The organism is Bradyrhizobium sp. SZCCHNPS1003 (genome assembly GCF_032381555.1).
Taxonomy (GTDB): domain Bacteria; phylum Pseudomonadota; class Alphaproteobacteria; order Rhizobiales; family Xanthobacteraceae; genus Bradyrhizobium.
This window is the reverse complement of the sequence record NZ_JAUHIU010000005.1, coordinates 44,635-58,467: the sequence shown is the minus strand read 5'-3', so window position 1 is coordinate 58,467 and position 13,833 is coordinate 44,635. Positions and strand designations below refer to the sequence as shown.

General features: G+C 63.2%; 17 protein-coding genes. 8 read left to right on the top strand and 9 right to left on the bottom strand.

The features are described from left to right. From QX126_RS10000 to QX126_RS09990, 3 genes are all read right to left on the bottom strand, one after another. The gene (locus tag QX126_RS10000; RefSeq protein WP_315771090.1) at positions 1-1,275 is read right to left on the bottom strand and encodes a hypothetical protein; all 1,275 of its coding nucleotides are present in this window, start codon (positions 1,273-1,275) and stop codon (positions 1-3) included. Positions 1,276-1,366: 91 nt separating this feature from the next. Then, the gene (locus QX126_RS09995; RefSeq protein ID WP_315780720.1) at positions 1,367-2,530 is read right to left on the bottom strand and encodes a trypsin-like peptidase domain-containing protein; all 1,164 of its coding nucleotides are present in this window, start codon (positions 2,528-2,530) and stop codon (positions 1,367-1,369) included. A gap of 237 nt (positions 2,531-2,767) precedes the next feature. Beyond that, positions 2,768-3,751 (bottom strand): MBL fold metallo-hydrolase, encoded by a 984-nt coding sequence (locus QX126_RS09990; RefSeq protein ID WP_315780718.1) that lies wholly within the window; start codon positions 3,749-3,751, stop codon positions 2,768-2,770. Between the two features lie 183 nt (positions 3,752-3,934). Between QX126_RS09990 and QX126_RS09985 the strand changes: the two genes are divergently transcribed. From QX126_RS09985 to QX126_RS09975, 3 genes are all read left to right on the top strand, one after another. Further along, a complete protein-coding gene (locus QX126_RS09985) occupies positions 3,935-4,549 on the top strand; it encodes a PilZ domain-containing protein (protein ID WP_315737497.1) in 615 nt (204 codons plus the stop codon). Between the two features lie 334 nt (positions 4,550-4,883). Next, positions 4,884-5,510 carry a transglutaminase-like cysteine peptidase gene (locus tag QX126_RS09980; protein WP_315737496.1) on the top strand — a complete coding sequence of 209 codons (627 nt, stop codon included), beginning with the start codon at positions 4,884-4,886 and terminating at the stop codon, positions 5,508-5,510. Between the two features lie 445 nt (positions 5,511-5,955). Further along, a complete protein-coding gene (locus tag QX126_RS09975; RefSeq protein WP_315780715.1) occupies positions 5,956-6,867 on the top strand; it encodes a methyltransferase domain-containing protein in 912 nt (303 codons plus the stop codon). Between the two features lie 247 nt (positions 6,868-7,114). Here the strand turns inward: QX126_RS09975 and QX126_RS09970 are convergent, their stop codons facing one another. Continuing rightward, complete coding sequence (locus tag QX126_RS09970) at positions 7,115-8,095, bottom strand: hypothetical protein (RefSeq protein WP_315780713.1); 981 nt, start codon at positions 8,093-8,095, stop codon at positions 7,115-7,117. Positions 8,096-8,501: 406 nt separating this feature from the next. On the opposite strand from QX126_RS09970, the gene QX126_RS09965 reads away from it, so the two are divergent. The 3 genes from QX126_RS09965 to QX126_RS09955 all read left to right on the top strand — a co-directional run bounded on the left by QX126_RS09965 (position 8,502) and on the right by QX126_RS09955 (position 10,905). Beyond that, complete coding sequence (locus QX126_RS09965; protein WP_315776694.1) at positions 8,502-8,924, top strand: hypothetical protein; 423 nt, start codon at positions 8,502-8,504, stop codon at positions 8,922-8,924. Between the two features lie 255 nt (positions 8,925-9,179). Next, positions 9,180-9,695 carry a hypothetical protein gene (locus QX126_RS09960; protein WP_315737492.1) on the top strand — a complete coding sequence of 172 codons (516 nt, stop codon included), beginning with the start codon at positions 9,180-9,182 and terminating at the stop codon, positions 9,693-9,695. A gap of 397 nt (positions 9,696-10,092) precedes the next feature. Continuing rightward, positions 10,093-10,905: a dienelactone hydrolase family protein gene (locus QX126_RS09955; RefSeq protein ID WP_409999093.1), complete on the top strand. Its 813-nt coding sequence runs from the start codon at positions 10,093-10,095 to the stop codon at positions 10,903-10,905. Between the two features lie 95 nt (positions 10,906-11,000). Here QX126_RS09955 and QX126_RS09950 read toward each other — a convergent pair whose 3' ends face one another. The 3 genes from QX126_RS09950 to QX126_RS09940 form a co-directional block, all read right to left on the bottom strand. Then, positions 11,001-11,153 carry a hypothetical protein gene (locus tag QX126_RS09950; RefSeq protein WP_315737739.1) on the bottom strand — a complete coding sequence of 51 codons (153 nt, stop codon included), beginning with the start codon at positions 11,151-11,153 and terminating at the stop codon, positions 11,001-11,003. Between the two features lie 129 nt (positions 11,154-11,282). Further along, positions 11,283-11,594, bottom strand: a complete 312-nt coding sequence (locus QX126_RS09945; RefSeq protein WP_315780709.1) for a hypothetical protein — start codon at positions 11,592-11,594, stop codon at positions 11,283-11,285. A gap of 158 nt (positions 11,595-11,752) precedes the next feature. Beyond that, a complete protein-coding gene (locus tag QX126_RS09940; RefSeq protein WP_315780707.1) occupies positions 11,753-12,223 on the bottom strand; it encodes a hypothetical protein in 471 nt (156 codons plus the stop codon). A 99-nt stretch (positions 12,224-12,322) separates the two neighbouring features. Here QX126_RS09940 and QX126_RS09935 point away from each other — a divergent pair, with 99 nt between their 5' ends. Both QX126_RS09935 and QX126_RS09930 read left to right on the top strand, forming a co-directional pair. Next, positions 12,323-12,604, top strand: coding sequence for a hypothetical protein (locus QX126_RS09935; protein ID WP_315780705.1), 282 nt, complete (start codon positions 12,323-12,325; stop codon positions 12,602-12,604). Next, positions 12,601-12,777 (top strand): hypothetical protein, encoded by a 177-nt coding sequence (locus QX126_RS09930; RefSeq protein WP_315780704.1) that lies wholly within the window; start codon positions 12,601-12,603, stop codon positions 12,775-12,777. Before QX126_RS09935 ends, QX126_RS09930 begins: the two co-directional genes overlap by 4 nt. Positions 12,778-12,816: 39 nt before the next feature. On the opposite strand, the gene QX126_RS09925 is transcribed toward QX126_RS09930, so the two are convergent. Both QX126_RS09925 and QX126_RS09920 read right to left on the bottom strand, forming a co-directional pair. Then, positions 12,817-13,347, bottom strand: a complete 531-nt coding sequence (locus tag QX126_RS09925) for a gamma carbonic anhydrase family protein (RefSeq protein ID WP_315780702.1) — start codon at positions 13,345-13,347, stop codon at positions 12,817-12,819. Between the two features lie 83 nt (positions 13,348-13,430). After that, a complete protein-coding gene (locus tag QX126_RS09920) occupies positions 13,431-13,760 on the bottom strand; it encodes a DUF6949 family protein (protein WP_172115419.1) in 330 nt (109 codons plus the stop codon). Between the last annotated feature and the right edge of the window lie 73 nt (positions 13,761-13,833).

Here is a 13,833-nt window from a genome sequence, read left to right as displayed (position 1 = left end):
TCACACCTTGTCAGACAGTTCTCGCAAAGGCTCACGGATCTTCAGGATGTCCCCACACTGCGCCTTGAGATCTCGATCGACATTGAAGAAGTGAAGAAGCGCCGTATCGCGGAATAGTTTGAAATTTCTGCGCAGCGTGCCGAAATTGGTAACGTGGCTGGCGATCGTCTCGTCGACCCGGCTGGCGTACTCCTTGGCATCCTTCGCCCAGTCCGCTTCAGCCTGCGTGGATGCGATCTCGTCGACGCGCGACTTGATCGCCGGCCAGAATTCCTTGAACAGGTCGAGCGATTCCGGTGTGTTCTTTTCGATGTTGTCTTCGGCCTCCCAGAAATCCTTCTCGATTCTCTGCCATTTGTCGTGTTCCGCAACCCGGCTACTCAGTTGCGACTTGATGTTCCTCAAAGATGCGATCGCCTCTTGAAGGTCGGCAGCCGACGCATCCCCTGCCGGTTTGGCGGCGACAGCATTGGCGAGGATTTCGCTCAGCTCTCGCAACGGGAGCTCTTCGGCATATCGGTTGAGCGATGCATTGACCCTGCTCTGTTCGGAGACGATCACGCTCCGAAACGGGAACACCGCAGTGATCACATCGTGCGTATCCTCGTCGCGAACGGCCTTCCGCAATTTCGGAATCGCCGATTCGAGCTCCTCTATCCAGCCCCGCACATGCGTCCGATCGGCGCCGACCTCCGGGAGCAGCTCGGCCGCCTCGCGCACGCGGCTGCAGATTTTCGCGAGGTCGATGACGTGTTGTTGGAGCCCGAACGATGCTTGCGGATCGCGCCCCAGTTCCTTGGCACAATCGATGATCTCGCGGTAATGTCGCAATTGGATGTCGTGCAGGCAATCGTGCAGCTCCTTGTAATGAAAAAGAGCGTCGATTCTGCTGCTGACCTGGTCGAGCGTTTTGCGCGAGGCGGCGACGACGGAGCGTATCCCGGCGTCCTCCTCGACTTCCCGACGCAGGCTATTGATCCCGGTGTTGAGTGTCTTGACGCTGGCCGGGGTGGAAATGCGATCGAGGTGCTCGTCGACAACCCTCTGAAGGGCCTCGTTGGACTGTTGATCCTCCCAGTTCTTGATGCCATTGAGCAGGTCGAGAAGCCGGCCGTCCCCTTCGACCATATCCAGGAGATCGAGGACGATGTTCGGTTTCGGCTGGTCCCAGGACAGTCGATTGAAAACGACTTTGCCCATCGTCGTGCGAACCAGGATCTTCAGATCGTTCATGTTGAACGCATCGCAGATGCCATGGAGCAGCTTCTTGTCCAAGAGAGAGTCCGCCCCTTTCGCGGAGCCGGCAGCGTCTGTCTCGACCATGGCCTCTACGCCCTTTCACTTGAAGCGAAGCGGACCCAGCGCATCATGGCGCCTCGAACTCGATCTTGCCTGCAAGCCGCTGGCGGATCATTCCAATCGGAATGCCCTGATTGAATTTCGGCGAGCCCCAGGCAGGGTCGCCCATGTGATGCATCGCAACCAGCGACCATTCCATATTGAAGCACGGGGACCCCGATGAGCCTCGGTCGCTGTTAGTGGCATAGCGAACCCGTGTGCCGTTGCCGTTCATGCCGAGCACAGCTTGCGTGTCCACGGCGAGCTTCAAAGGGCTCCCGTCCGGATGTTGGGCTATCAGCAGCGGCATGTCGATCTCAAGTGGCGGCTGTGTCTTGGGCATTGCGATCCAGCGCCGTCGCGGGGCACCGGAGCCGGCGTTCTTGTCGATCGGTTCGTTGCCGATGGATCGCGCCAAGCGGGCGAGTACGAAATCGAGTTCGTCGACCGCTGGAAGATCTCGGTCCGGCTGACCTTCGGCCTCGGCCTGGCTGTAACGCGCGAAGTCGATGCGCCAATCTGAATCGTGCAGCGGCACGACAACTCCTTCCGAGCGCGAGCCATCGGTGAGAACCTTGTAATCAAAATGGCAGGCGATCGCGGCCGGACGTGCCGTCCCCTCGATCGCGGACTCGAGCACGTGATAGTTGGTCAGGATGAGATCCGGTCCTATCAAGAAGCCGGTCCCCATCGCGTTGCCGTCAAACTCAATGCGGCAAACTTGGCCCTCGATCTGTGCCATGCATCCCCGCCACACGCCCATATCGAAGGTCTTAAGTCGCGGACGCACGATCGCTTCGAGGCCGCTTGCGGTGGCACGCTCGGGCGCCGCGGTGACGGACTTGCCCGCGTTCTGTACCGACATCGTCGGCGCCATGCCGAATTTCTCGTAGAGGCGTCGTATCTTCTCGTGGTCAGGCTTCGTAAGATACGCAGCGCGGGCCAAATCGACGACGATCGTCGCGCCCTTTCGCTCCGCCCAGTCGATCAGTTGAAACGCCACGTAGTTGTTCGGACCGGGTGTAACAATGTCTTCCAGCCGTTCGTTTAATCGAACGCGGACCATCATCTCCAATTCTCTAGGATTGAACGCTGCGACAAGCGCTTCCTGGAACTCGCCGAAATCGATGCCCGGTATCATCGCACCAGATCCTGCGCGAACTGAGGTGCCCGCCCGGCCGACGATCGGCACACGACGTCTCGTTGAAGCCGATGGGCTCGTCGTCTCGGTGCCCCTCATTGCTCCACAGAACAATGTGCTGCGCTCAAGCTCTACTTTCAAGAGCATTGTTTACGATATGTAACCTCCCGCTGAAGTCACCGGAGGGACGGGAGACCGCCAGATCCGGTCTGGAGAGTGTGGATCTTGTCGCGACGACCTCTGGTCGCATCGCATGCGGGCCACGCGATCGGGGCTACGTCCCGCGCCTCACCGCGAGCCGGTCAGCGGGGTGAGCAGACTGCCGTCGGGAGCGAACGCGGCGACGTGATCCGAGATGACGAACGAAGTAAGATCGCACCCGACGACAAGCGGGCCCTGATAGGCCGTGCGCGTGCGCGCGACCAGCGCACCCTCCGGCACGTCCTGGACCGGCTTCACGGTCGCAAACACGATGTGCGAGTAGACTGCGAGCTTCGGCTTCGCCTCGCTGAAGATCCTGCCGGCCTCCTCGGGCGAGGTGTGGTGGTCCTCGATGGCGCGGTAGTTCGGGTAGGATTTCAGCAGCTCCGGATCGATGACGGCGACCTCATGGATCAGAAGATCGGCCCCCTCCGCCGCCTTCTCCACCCGCGGATCGGGCTTGGTGTCTCCGGACAGCACGACCTTCTTGCCGTCGAACTCGACGACATAGCCGAGCGCCGGCTTGATCTTCTCGCCGTGATTGACCTCGATGGCGCTGACCCTGACGCCGTTACGCTCGTAGACGACGCCCGGCCCGATATCGGTCGCGGCGAAGGCGACGCCTTCGGGCGGATAGTGCTCGTCATCGATGCGGATGCGGATGTCCTCGGAGAAGGCTTTGGTGAGATTCTCCGTCATCGCCACTGTCCCCTTCGGTCCGAACACGACCATCGGCCCCTTGCGCGAGGCCCAGGGCGTGCCGATCCATCCGCTCAGCCACATGTCCGGCAGCCCCACCACGTGATCGGAATGCAGATGGGTGAGGAAATGCGCGGTGATGCTGCCGAGTGGGATGTTCTTCTGGAACAGGCGGATCGTGGAGCCGCGTCCGAGGTCGAACAGCAGCCGCTCCGGCCCGGCCTCGATCAGGGTGGAGGCGCTGAAGCTCGACAGGCGCGGCGTCGGCGTGCCCGTCCCGAGCAGGGTCACCTTCATCTCGGCCGCCGCGGCCGGCGACGATCCAACCGCTGCGCAGACCACGACTGCCACGGCTCCCAACCAACTCCGCATGAACGTCTCTCCCGTCTTCACTGGTGTCATTGGCGCGATGCCGCGCCTGCCCATTCTATCAGCTCGTCAAAGGCCGTGGCAGCGTGCTGCAGGAGCACAACGTAACGCTGAATTAACCGTGCAGGACTTAGTTTCAACACTGGATCATCCGGCGCGCTAAGAGCCGGCTTTGAGTGGCGAAACATGGCGTTGCCGAACAAAAAACTCTCTCTTCCGGCCGCCGAGGAGCGCCGCCGTTTCCAGCGGGTCAAGGTCCACCTGCTCGGCCGCTACATGCTGCCGGACCGCCGTGAGTTTCCCTGCCAGGTGATCAACATGTCGCCGGGCGGCCTCGCGCTGCTCGCGCCGGGCATCGGCAATGTCGGCGACCGCGTGATCGCCTATCTCGACCATATCGGCCGCGTCGAAGGCAAGATCACCCGCATCATCGACAACGGTTTTGCGATGACGATCGGCGCCACCGCGCGCAAGCGCGACAAGCTCGCCGCGCAGCTGACCTGGCTCGCCAACCGCGACATCCTCAACCTGCCGGAGGATCGCCGCCACGACCGTATCATTCCGCGCAACCCGATCGCGGTGCTGACGCTCGAGGACGGCACCAAGATGACCTGCCGCATCATCGACATGTCGCTGTCGGGCGCGGCGATCGCGGCCGAGACCCGGCCGCCGCTGAAATCGCAGGTCATGCTCGGCCGCGTGCAGGCGCGCGTGGTGCGAAATCTCGAAGGCGGCTTCGCGATCGAGTTCCTGCACGCCCAGATCGCCGAAACGCTCGAAGACAGCGTTACCGCGCGGTAAAGCCGCAAGCCTCTGAAATCCCGCAACTTCACGGAGCACACGGCGTCCGCCACCGCGGGCGCCGTGTGGCGTTCGGCCAGCGCACAGGTGGTCCGGCGCGGTTAATGGCTGGCGGGCAAAGCGCGGCAGACCCTGCAACGGCAGCGGTTCCCGGCTTAATGCCGCGCATTCGATTCAACCCCGAACGATTCAAATTTTAGCTAAGTTCGATTCAAGTGAAAGTCGAATAAGCCCTTTGTTTTACTTGGATTTGCGTCAAATCCATCGTGGCGATTTAGCGGCAGCGAAAAATCTTTATGAGACACATGGTCCCAACGAAAACGGGGGGCCAAAAATGGTCAAGCGGACGGGACAGGCAAAAGGGTGGGCGGTCGCAGCCTTCCTGATGGCGATGGGCGGGATGGCGCATGCCGGCGATGACCGGGTGCTCTATGCGAGCCTTGGCGACACCGCACGGGCGCCGATCGGCTGGGTCGAGTTCTGCACCGAGACGCCCGAGGAATGCCGCGGCGGCGCGTCGCAGCCCCGCGACATCGTGCTGTCCCAGACCGCCTGGCGCGATCTGCTAAAGGTCAATCGCTGGGTCAACGAGAACGTCAAGCCCATCACCGACATGGACCATTGGGGCGTGGTCGAGAAATGGTCGCTGCCGACGGACGGCTACGGCGACTGCGAGGATTACGTGCTGCTGAAGCGCAAGCTGCTGATCGATGCCGGCTGGCCCCGCGAGGCGCTGCTGATCACGGTGGTGCGCGACAAGAAGGGTGAAGGACACGCCGTCCTCACCGTGAAGACCGACAAGGGCGAATACGTGCTCGACAATCAGAACGAGAGCGTCGTCGCCTGGACCGAGACCGGCTACCGCTTCGTCAAGCGGCAGTCGCAGGGCGATCCCAACGTCTGGGTCTCGCTCGGCGACGGTCGCCCGGCAGTGGCCACCGCCAGCGCAAGAGAACGCTAAGGCGTCCGCGAACGCTGATCAGAGAGGCGAGACACGAATTCGAGTTACGCGACCCGGTCACATCCCCACCCCTCCCCGTCCCAGACCGGTTCGCGCGCGGCCAGGCCTCCCCCAAGGCCTGGCCGCAACTTTTTTGAGCCAGCCGAAGTTCACGAAAACCGCTTGAATTCCACGGCTTGGCAGCACCGTTCCGGTCCCGCTCGCCGATCCCCCCGTCACTTCGGCCGCTCGGGCCAGGCCCGACTGACCTGATCGCGCAGTTCCTCGAGCCCGCACGCGAGGCGCAAGTCCTTCCGTATACTCGTTTTTCGAGGAGTCGGCGGCTGCTGCAGCCCCGCCATACAATCCAAGATCAGCAGTGTTCCACATCAACACGCGAAGATTGATCGCGCTGAGGCTGTGGTGCTAGAGTGCTTCCACTTTAGCGCGGGGCATTGCTATGGGGATGAACCTCGATGCCGTGATCTACTTGCAGCGGAACGGACATCTGACCGGCAGGAAAAACAGAATTCTCGATATCGGGCCGCAGACTATCTATTTCGCACGCGCCGAGCAGATCACGGAAATCGTCGAGCGCCTGGGACAGCCGCGTCCTGACGCAATAACGGTTGATCGGCTCGTCCACTTCTCGACGCCAAGAGCGGACGAGAGAACGACGATGCTTTCCGAGATCACGGATCTCGCAAACATCGAATATGAGGCGATCGATGTTTGTCCCGGGCTGAAGAACACCAACATCCTGGATCTCAACTTCGACGAACTCCCTTCGCAGCTCCGTGGCCATTTCGACGTGGTTCTCAACTTCGGCACCACCGAGCACATCGTCAATCAGTGGAACTGTTTCGAAGTGATGCATGACGCCATGAAGGTCGGCGGCGTGATCTACCATCAGCTGCCAGCGAGCGGCTATCTCGACCACGGATACTTCTGCTACACGCCGCTCTTCTTCCGGGAGCTTGCCCAGGCCAACGGCTACGAGATCGAGTGCCTCGCAGTCACCCATGCGGGCGAAAACCGGATCGACGCTCTCGGCATCACTTGTCTCGGCGGCGATACGATGTTGAGTGAGCCGGCCCATCTCGCCGACAACAATCGCGTCCCCCAGCTCAATCTTCACGTCATCCTGCGGAAGACGATCGACCAGGCGTTCCGCCCCTCGCTCGAGATCGCTACGACCCACAGCCAACTGAGCGAAAGGATGCGAGCTCGCTACAGCGACCTCCTCCAGTTGCAGGATCGCATCGAGGCGCTTGAGTCGGAACTCGGCAGAACGGTGAGCCCCCGCCTTATCCGCTGGCTGCAGAAGAACTACGCTCTGCTGCGTGGGAGCGCGCGCGCCCCCGTCCGGCTGCCATAGCGAAAAGTGGCCTACCGTTTCTCGAATTGTGATGCCAGAGAAGCGTAGCTGGCATCAGTATCTGCCATCGGGCGCAGCCGCGCCTTCAATCGACCAGGCCGTGGCAAAGGCTGCGGCCAGGATCTCTCGCGCGTCGGGCACGATCGACTGTCACCGTGAATCTCTCCACGACGCCGTGCTGAGAGCAGGCCGAGATGCAAGCGTCCGCCGTTAGAGGCCAGCGGCGATCTCGACCGTCCCAGCTCCATCACCCGCCAGGAAGCACGGAGGCTTGGGCCGGCAATGGACCATTGTTCAAGCACGTCTGCGGCAGTCGGTCGAACGCGCGAACAAACTCCGACGAGAACCGCTTCGAGCTGTCAAATGACAGATGAGCCTCGTCGACGAAGGTGAGATCGTCGCCGGTATCAGCATCGATATACATCGCCCCGATCGTCTCGGCGAGTTGCTTGGTCGGATCCGGCTTTGGCCAGATTTCGGTCGTCGGCATCGGGACCAGGACGACACAGTCGGCAGGCATGCCAATTCGCTTCAAGAAGTTGTTTGCCTCGATCGCCGAGAGCGGCACATTGACCTGAAAGTCCCGCAACTGGCTCCGACGAACTCGCGGGCGCTGGCGATCCGCCATCAGCACATCCCGCCAACGAAAATAGCCATCCACTGAGGATCTGAAGGCCGTCGGCGCAATTTCGCAGTCGACAAACCGTAAATTGCACAGGGCTGGCTGGGCCCACATCTCCCCCTTCTTGACCAGAGCCCGCCCGAGCTCCCATCCATCATGCAGCGCGGCCAAGGCGGGCTCGCTTACCCGATCGTTGAAATAGGGATCGACACCAATCACCAGCACACGCGGACGCAGATGGTGCTTCACCGCAAGCGCAGAGAAGAACGTCTGCTGGTCCTCATAGCCGAATCCGAGATTAAACTGCCGTAGACCGCGTGCGGCAAAATACGACCGCACTTCGGCCGTGCTGAAAGCAAACATCGTGCGGCTCGACCCAGTAAAGACCACATCGGCTGCCTTCAGGTTGGCAAGCGCCCTGCGCTCGATCCCGAACCAAAACGCAGCATGCTCGAAGTCGCCAAATCGGCGCGCACTGCAGTAGCTGATGAACTGATCAGGCTCCGGCGCCAGCTTGCATCCGGCGATCGAGATCCCCCTGCCGCCATATGCGATCGGAGCCGCCAGGCAGCCCGATACAATGACCATGGCAATATAGATCAACAACCAAAGTTTGTGCCCATCACGCACGCACGCGCCCCCCCTCTGCCGGCCGGAAAAACGGTTAGCAAATACCACATGGCTCGCCATCACGCGCAAAAAATCGACTTAAGATTGAATTCAGAGTCTAACGCAATCAACAACAGTATTTTTATACTTATCTAAGCCGAGTTTCCGGCAAGCCGGGGCGAGCTGCCGGAACAAAAAAAGCCCGGCGGCGCGGGGGTCGCGGACTTCGTAGTTCGGCGTCTTGCCGTGGGTCGCGGACGGTGGGAGGCACGTCATCGCCTCGCGTAAGGTCGTCTCGATGCGCAACTTTTTTTGGCCTTGCTTTGACGATATGTCGCAGGCGGGGCGCGGCAATGGCCGGCCAACCTTGTTTTCCCTCGACCGTCGGGTTTAGGTTGTCGGCATGATGATGATCCTGCGAAGCGCGACCCTGCTGGCCGCGGCCCTGACGCTGGCGAACTGCTGCATGTCCGGCACCGGCTGCTCGGGACCGCTGGCCTCGGCCGGCGCACCTGCAGCCACGCCGGCGATGGCCGCTGCGCCCGCCGTGATTGCCGCGCAGCCGACGAGCGCTGCGGCCGACTGGGACGGCCGTGTCGCCACCTCCGACGCCGACACCGAGATGGCGACGGAGCCGGACATCGGCACGCCGCGCAAAGGCGCCAAGCGCCGTGGCGACTCGCGGGTCGACGTGATGTCCGCGCAGTCGAGCTCCGGCTATCGGGGCCGGATGAGCTGGGAGGAGGAACAGGCGGCCGACCTCGCCGACGAGGCCCGCCTCAAGCAGAAGCTCACGATCTGCCGGAACTGCAGCGCAACGCAGTAAGCATCTGTCCCGCCGAATTTTTCGGCTGGTCGCGACCGCCGCACGGAACCGGCATGGTGCATGGCGCGGCGGCGCGCGCTTTCGGACTTGCAGGCCTCGCTTTTGTCGGATTTCCTAATCAAACCTTGACCACTTGGTTCGTCCGTCAGACGCTCGATTTGCGGGCTGGGCGAACAGCGTTCTCTGCTCGAGTTTTCGCCTCTCCCAGTTTTCGGGAGGAGCATCCGAAGCTTTTTCAATTTGGGTGGTTTCGTGATGAATCCGGTGACGCGCGACACCAGACGCTACCCCGAGAAGCTCAGCCCGAGCCCCGTCAAGGGCGCCCAGCCGATCGCGCTCGCAGCCGCGACGCTCGTGGTGCTCGTCGCGGGCATCGGCGGCATCATGTTGTGGCGTGCCCATGGGGGCGCGCCGGAAGCCGAGCGCGGCGCAGTGACGCGGCAATTGCAGGCGCGCACTGTGCAGGCGTCCGAGCAATTGGTGGAGAAGACCAAGGGCCTGGAAGCCACCCAGCAGGAATCGATCGATCAGCTGCAGATGATGCAGGAGCAGATGCAGAGCATGCGCCGCCTGCTCGCCGCCCAGCAGGCCGACACCAAGCGGCTCTCGGACCAGGTCTCGACCTTGAAGGACTCCATCGACGGCCTGCGCCAGTCCTTCGCCAGCACCCAGAGCTCGGAGCAGGCCGCGCCGGCCCCGCGCAACCGCAGCATCCGCGCCCGCGCCCATGCCAGCCGCAGCGGCCATCGGCATCGCCGCAACCGGTCCTGATATGGCCGGTCCTGACACCTGCTCGTAGAATTTCCCGCCGAATTTTCCCGGGCCCCTGTGAAGTGCTTCACAGATTGAAACCGGGAGTCACGCCATCCTGCCTTCACCGGATGGCGAGCCAATTTCAGGATGGCACAGGGCCAATTTCAATATCCGGGGCTGGCAAGGTCGTTGGCGCCATACTGCGCCGACGGCCTTGTTCTTTGTGGGATCACGTTCGACCGCCCGGAACGGACCCGACTGCCGCGGCTCTCCGGCTGGTGACTTGCTTTTCCCAGTCAATTCTCGGCTCAATGCGCCCGTAAGACGCAGAGGAGCCCCCATGTCCGCCGATCCAGCACTGACCTCCGATGTCATCGGGCTGACCACGGTCGCCCCCTTCTCACGCCGCGGCTTCATGACCGCGTCCGCTGCCGTGACGGCCGGCTACACGCTGGCTGCCGGCCCGGTGCGGGCCGAGGTCATCACCACCGACAGCAATGGCCTGAATGCCGGAGATGCGAAGATCAAGGTCGGCGACCGCGACATGCCGGCCTATTTCGCCCGCCCCGCCAGCGCCAGCAGCCCGCCCGTCGTGCTGGTCGCGATGGAGATCTTCGGCCTGCATCAGTACATCAAGGACGTGACCCGCCGTCTCGCCAAGCTCGGCGCGTTGGCCGTGGCGCCGGACTACTACTTCCGCAGCGGGACCGACCTCACCAAGATCACCGAGATCAAGGACCTGCTGCCGATCGTGAATGCCAAGCCCGACGCGGAGCTGCTGTCGGACCTCGACGCGACCGTGGCCTGGGCCAAGTCGCAGGGCGGCGACAGCTCGCGCCTCGGCATCGTCGGCTTCTGCCGCGGCGGCCGCAACGTGTGGGAATATGCGGCGCATAGTTCGGCGCTGAAGGCGGGCGTCGCGTTCTACGGCCCGCTGATCGATCCGCCCAATCCGGCCTGGCCGAAGAGCCCGACGCAGCTTGCACCCGAGATGAAGGCGCCCGTCCTCGGCCTCTACGGCGAGGCCGACACCGGCATTCCCGTCGCCAGCGTCGAGGCCATGAAGGCCGCGCTCGCCGACAACAAGAAGACCGCGGAGTTCAAGATCTATCCCGGCGCGCCGCACGGCTTCCATGCCGACTATCGCCCCAGCTATCGCAAGGACGCCGCCGAGGACGGCTGGGTGCAGATGCAGGCGTGGTTCAAGAAATATGGCGTGCTGAGCTGACGGCCGCCCGCCCGGGCGAGCGAACCGGGTAAGACTGCCCCCGCGAGACGTCCCGCATGTCGCTTGCGCTCATGCGGGCTCCGGGCTGTCGGCGGTTAGCGCAGGCGATGATCGTCGCGACGGATCTTCGCCAGCTGCCTGCCGCCCTGCTCGAGCTCCCAGGCCATCCAGACCAGCGCTGCGCCCAGGCCGACGACGACGCCCATGAAGACCAACGTGAGTTCAGGGGATGTGAGTGTGTTCATCATGCCTGGATCCCATGCAAGCGTTGCGCCAGCTACTTCTCCGTTGTGCGCCGCCGATCGGAGCGCCAACAAAAGGTGACGAGATGTCGTTAAGGCGAAGTGACCGGATCGGCCGGTCACCTCGCCCAAGCTTCATTCACACACCTCGACGTTCCGATAGCGCCAGCCGTGCGCCGTGCGCACGCGCTTGCGGGCGACGTAGCAGCCGCCGAGATCTTCGTAGGTGTACGGGTAGTAGTAAGGATAGCCTCCGTAACCGTAGTAGCCGGGATAGCCGAAGCCGAACCCGATTCCGAAGCCTGGACCAAAGCCATGATGATAACCGAATCCATGATGGAAACCGCCGCCATGAAAGCCGCCCGGCCCGCGCGCCGATGCCATGCCGGGCACCATCGCCGTCGCGATCACGGCACCCGCCAGCAATCCCATCAATCTCTTGCGCATCGATCCGTCTCCAAATTCAACCGGCATGACAATGTCATTGCACTCGGTACTCTCAGCCGAATGTCTCTAAGCCGAATTTGGAACGGCGCGGGGGCAACCCCGCTCACATCTGCGCGATCTCGATGTCGTTGTGTGACGTCCGGAGCCGCGGGCAATATTCAGCAACCGCGGCAGATGCTCTTGACCTTCCGGTCGACCGTCTTGTTCTCCTGCTGAATCTGCTCATCGGTCGCATCACCGGCGCGGTTCGGTCCCGTTGCCGCGGTGCCTCCCGCCGCTCCACGACCCGTGCCGGTCGTGACGCCGGAATTGCTCGACCCCGACCCGCTCGCGCCGGAGCCGGACGACTGCGCCGTGCCGAGGCTGTTAGTCCCGTTGGTGCCTGCCGCCCCCGGTTGCGACAGCCGCGAGGGATTGTTGCCGCTTCCGGCTTCGTTCTGCGCGTTGCCGAGACCGGCGGCGTTCCCTGATCCCGCGGCGATACCGGTCGTGCCGGTGCCGGCGGCCCCCGCACCCGGCGCGCCGCCGCCAGCGCCTCCTCCACCGCCCGCACCGCCTTGCGCGAACACCGCTGTGGCCGTGCTGAGGCCTGCAATCACGATCAAAGTGCCCAACGAAAATCTGGCCATGTGACCGTCTCCCTTTACGCTTCAACCCGACCGGGCGGACCGCGTTCCGGAACGAATGTTGGTCGGAGAGGATTGATGGGGCGAGGAGACCGAGGAGCCGTGCGCAAGCTGATCGCCTTCGACGAGGACACGTTCGGCAAGCTCAAGCAGCTGGGCCGCGATCAGATGCTGAGTCTGCAGGATCTCGCCGACGAGGCGTTCATGGACCTGTTGGAAAGGCACGGCGTACCGGCGGATCTGAAGGACGCGCTGCGCAAGAGCGCTGCGGAGGATGGCGATGGCACAGGCAAGCCTGCGCGCAAACGGAAAAGCGAGACCGACGACAAGTCCAGAAACCAGTCGAAGCGCAAACCGAAGCAGAGAAGCAGGGCATCAGCATGAGCACCGACCCCGATCCGTTCGAGCAGGGCGAGCGCGCCGCGCACGAGAACATTCCGGCCGAGGCCAATCCCTACCACGACGGCAGCGAGCAGTATGCGCTGTGGGCGAGCGGCCACGAACGTGTCGCCAGCGCAGCCGAGGCCGGCGAGTCCGAAGGGACGGAAGGGACGTGAGCGATCTCCGATAGCCCGACAGTTCGATCCGCGGCGAGGTCAGCCGATCTTCTTCAGGCCCTTGATATAGCGCGGTCCCTTGGCGACATAGGCCTTGGCCGCGATACCCATGCGCTCGACCTGCGCCGGCTCCAGCGTGCGCACGACACGCGCGGGCGCGCCGATGATCAGCGAGTATTCCGGAAAATCCTTGCCCTCGGTGATGATGGCGCCGGCGCCGACGACGCTGCCGCGGCGGATGTGCGCGCCATTCATGATGATCGAGCCCATGCCGATCAGGGCGTCGTCCTCGACCGTGCAGCCGTGCAGGATGACATTGTGGCCGACCGTGACGTTGCGGCCGACGCGCAGCGGAAAGCCGGGATCGACGTGGCAGGTGGCGTTGTCCTGGATGTTGGAGCCTTCGCCGATCTCGATCGAGTCATTGTCGCCGCGGATCACCGCGCCGAACCAGACGGTGACCTCCTTGGCGAGCTTCACCCGGCCGATCACGGTGGCATTGTCGGCGATGTAGTAGTTGCCGTCCGCCGGCAGCTCGGGCGCCTGCCCGTCGAGTTCGTAGATGGCCATCGAGGTCTCCCGTTCGCAGGTGACCTTGGCACAGCCGCCAGAGCGATTTCAAGCAACCGCGGCGGCGGCGCCCGGCACGGGAACTAGGTCAGCACGCCCGCGGCGCGCAGCGTCATCACCACGAAGGTGCCGGACATCATGCTCCAGAAGCCGGCGATGACGGTCGCCAGCATCACGAACTCGAAGCGGCGGCGCTCGATGCGCGCGCCGCGTAGCGTGTTGCGCATGATGATGAAGGGCGCGGCGAACACCAGGAACGGCACCGCGGCGAAGCGCCGGGGCGTGACGCCCTCCTGCAGCAGCTCGAAGCCCGGCGGACGTTCGGCATAGGCCTGATAGCCGCTCGCCAGGGCACCGGCCAAGGCGAAACCGATGAGGAGCGAGAACAGGGAATTGAACGCCTCTGCCGACATCGTACGCACTCACACACTTGCAGAACAGCCCGATGCTGGTTTGGCAAAAAGTGCTCGCGCCCGCCACATTATC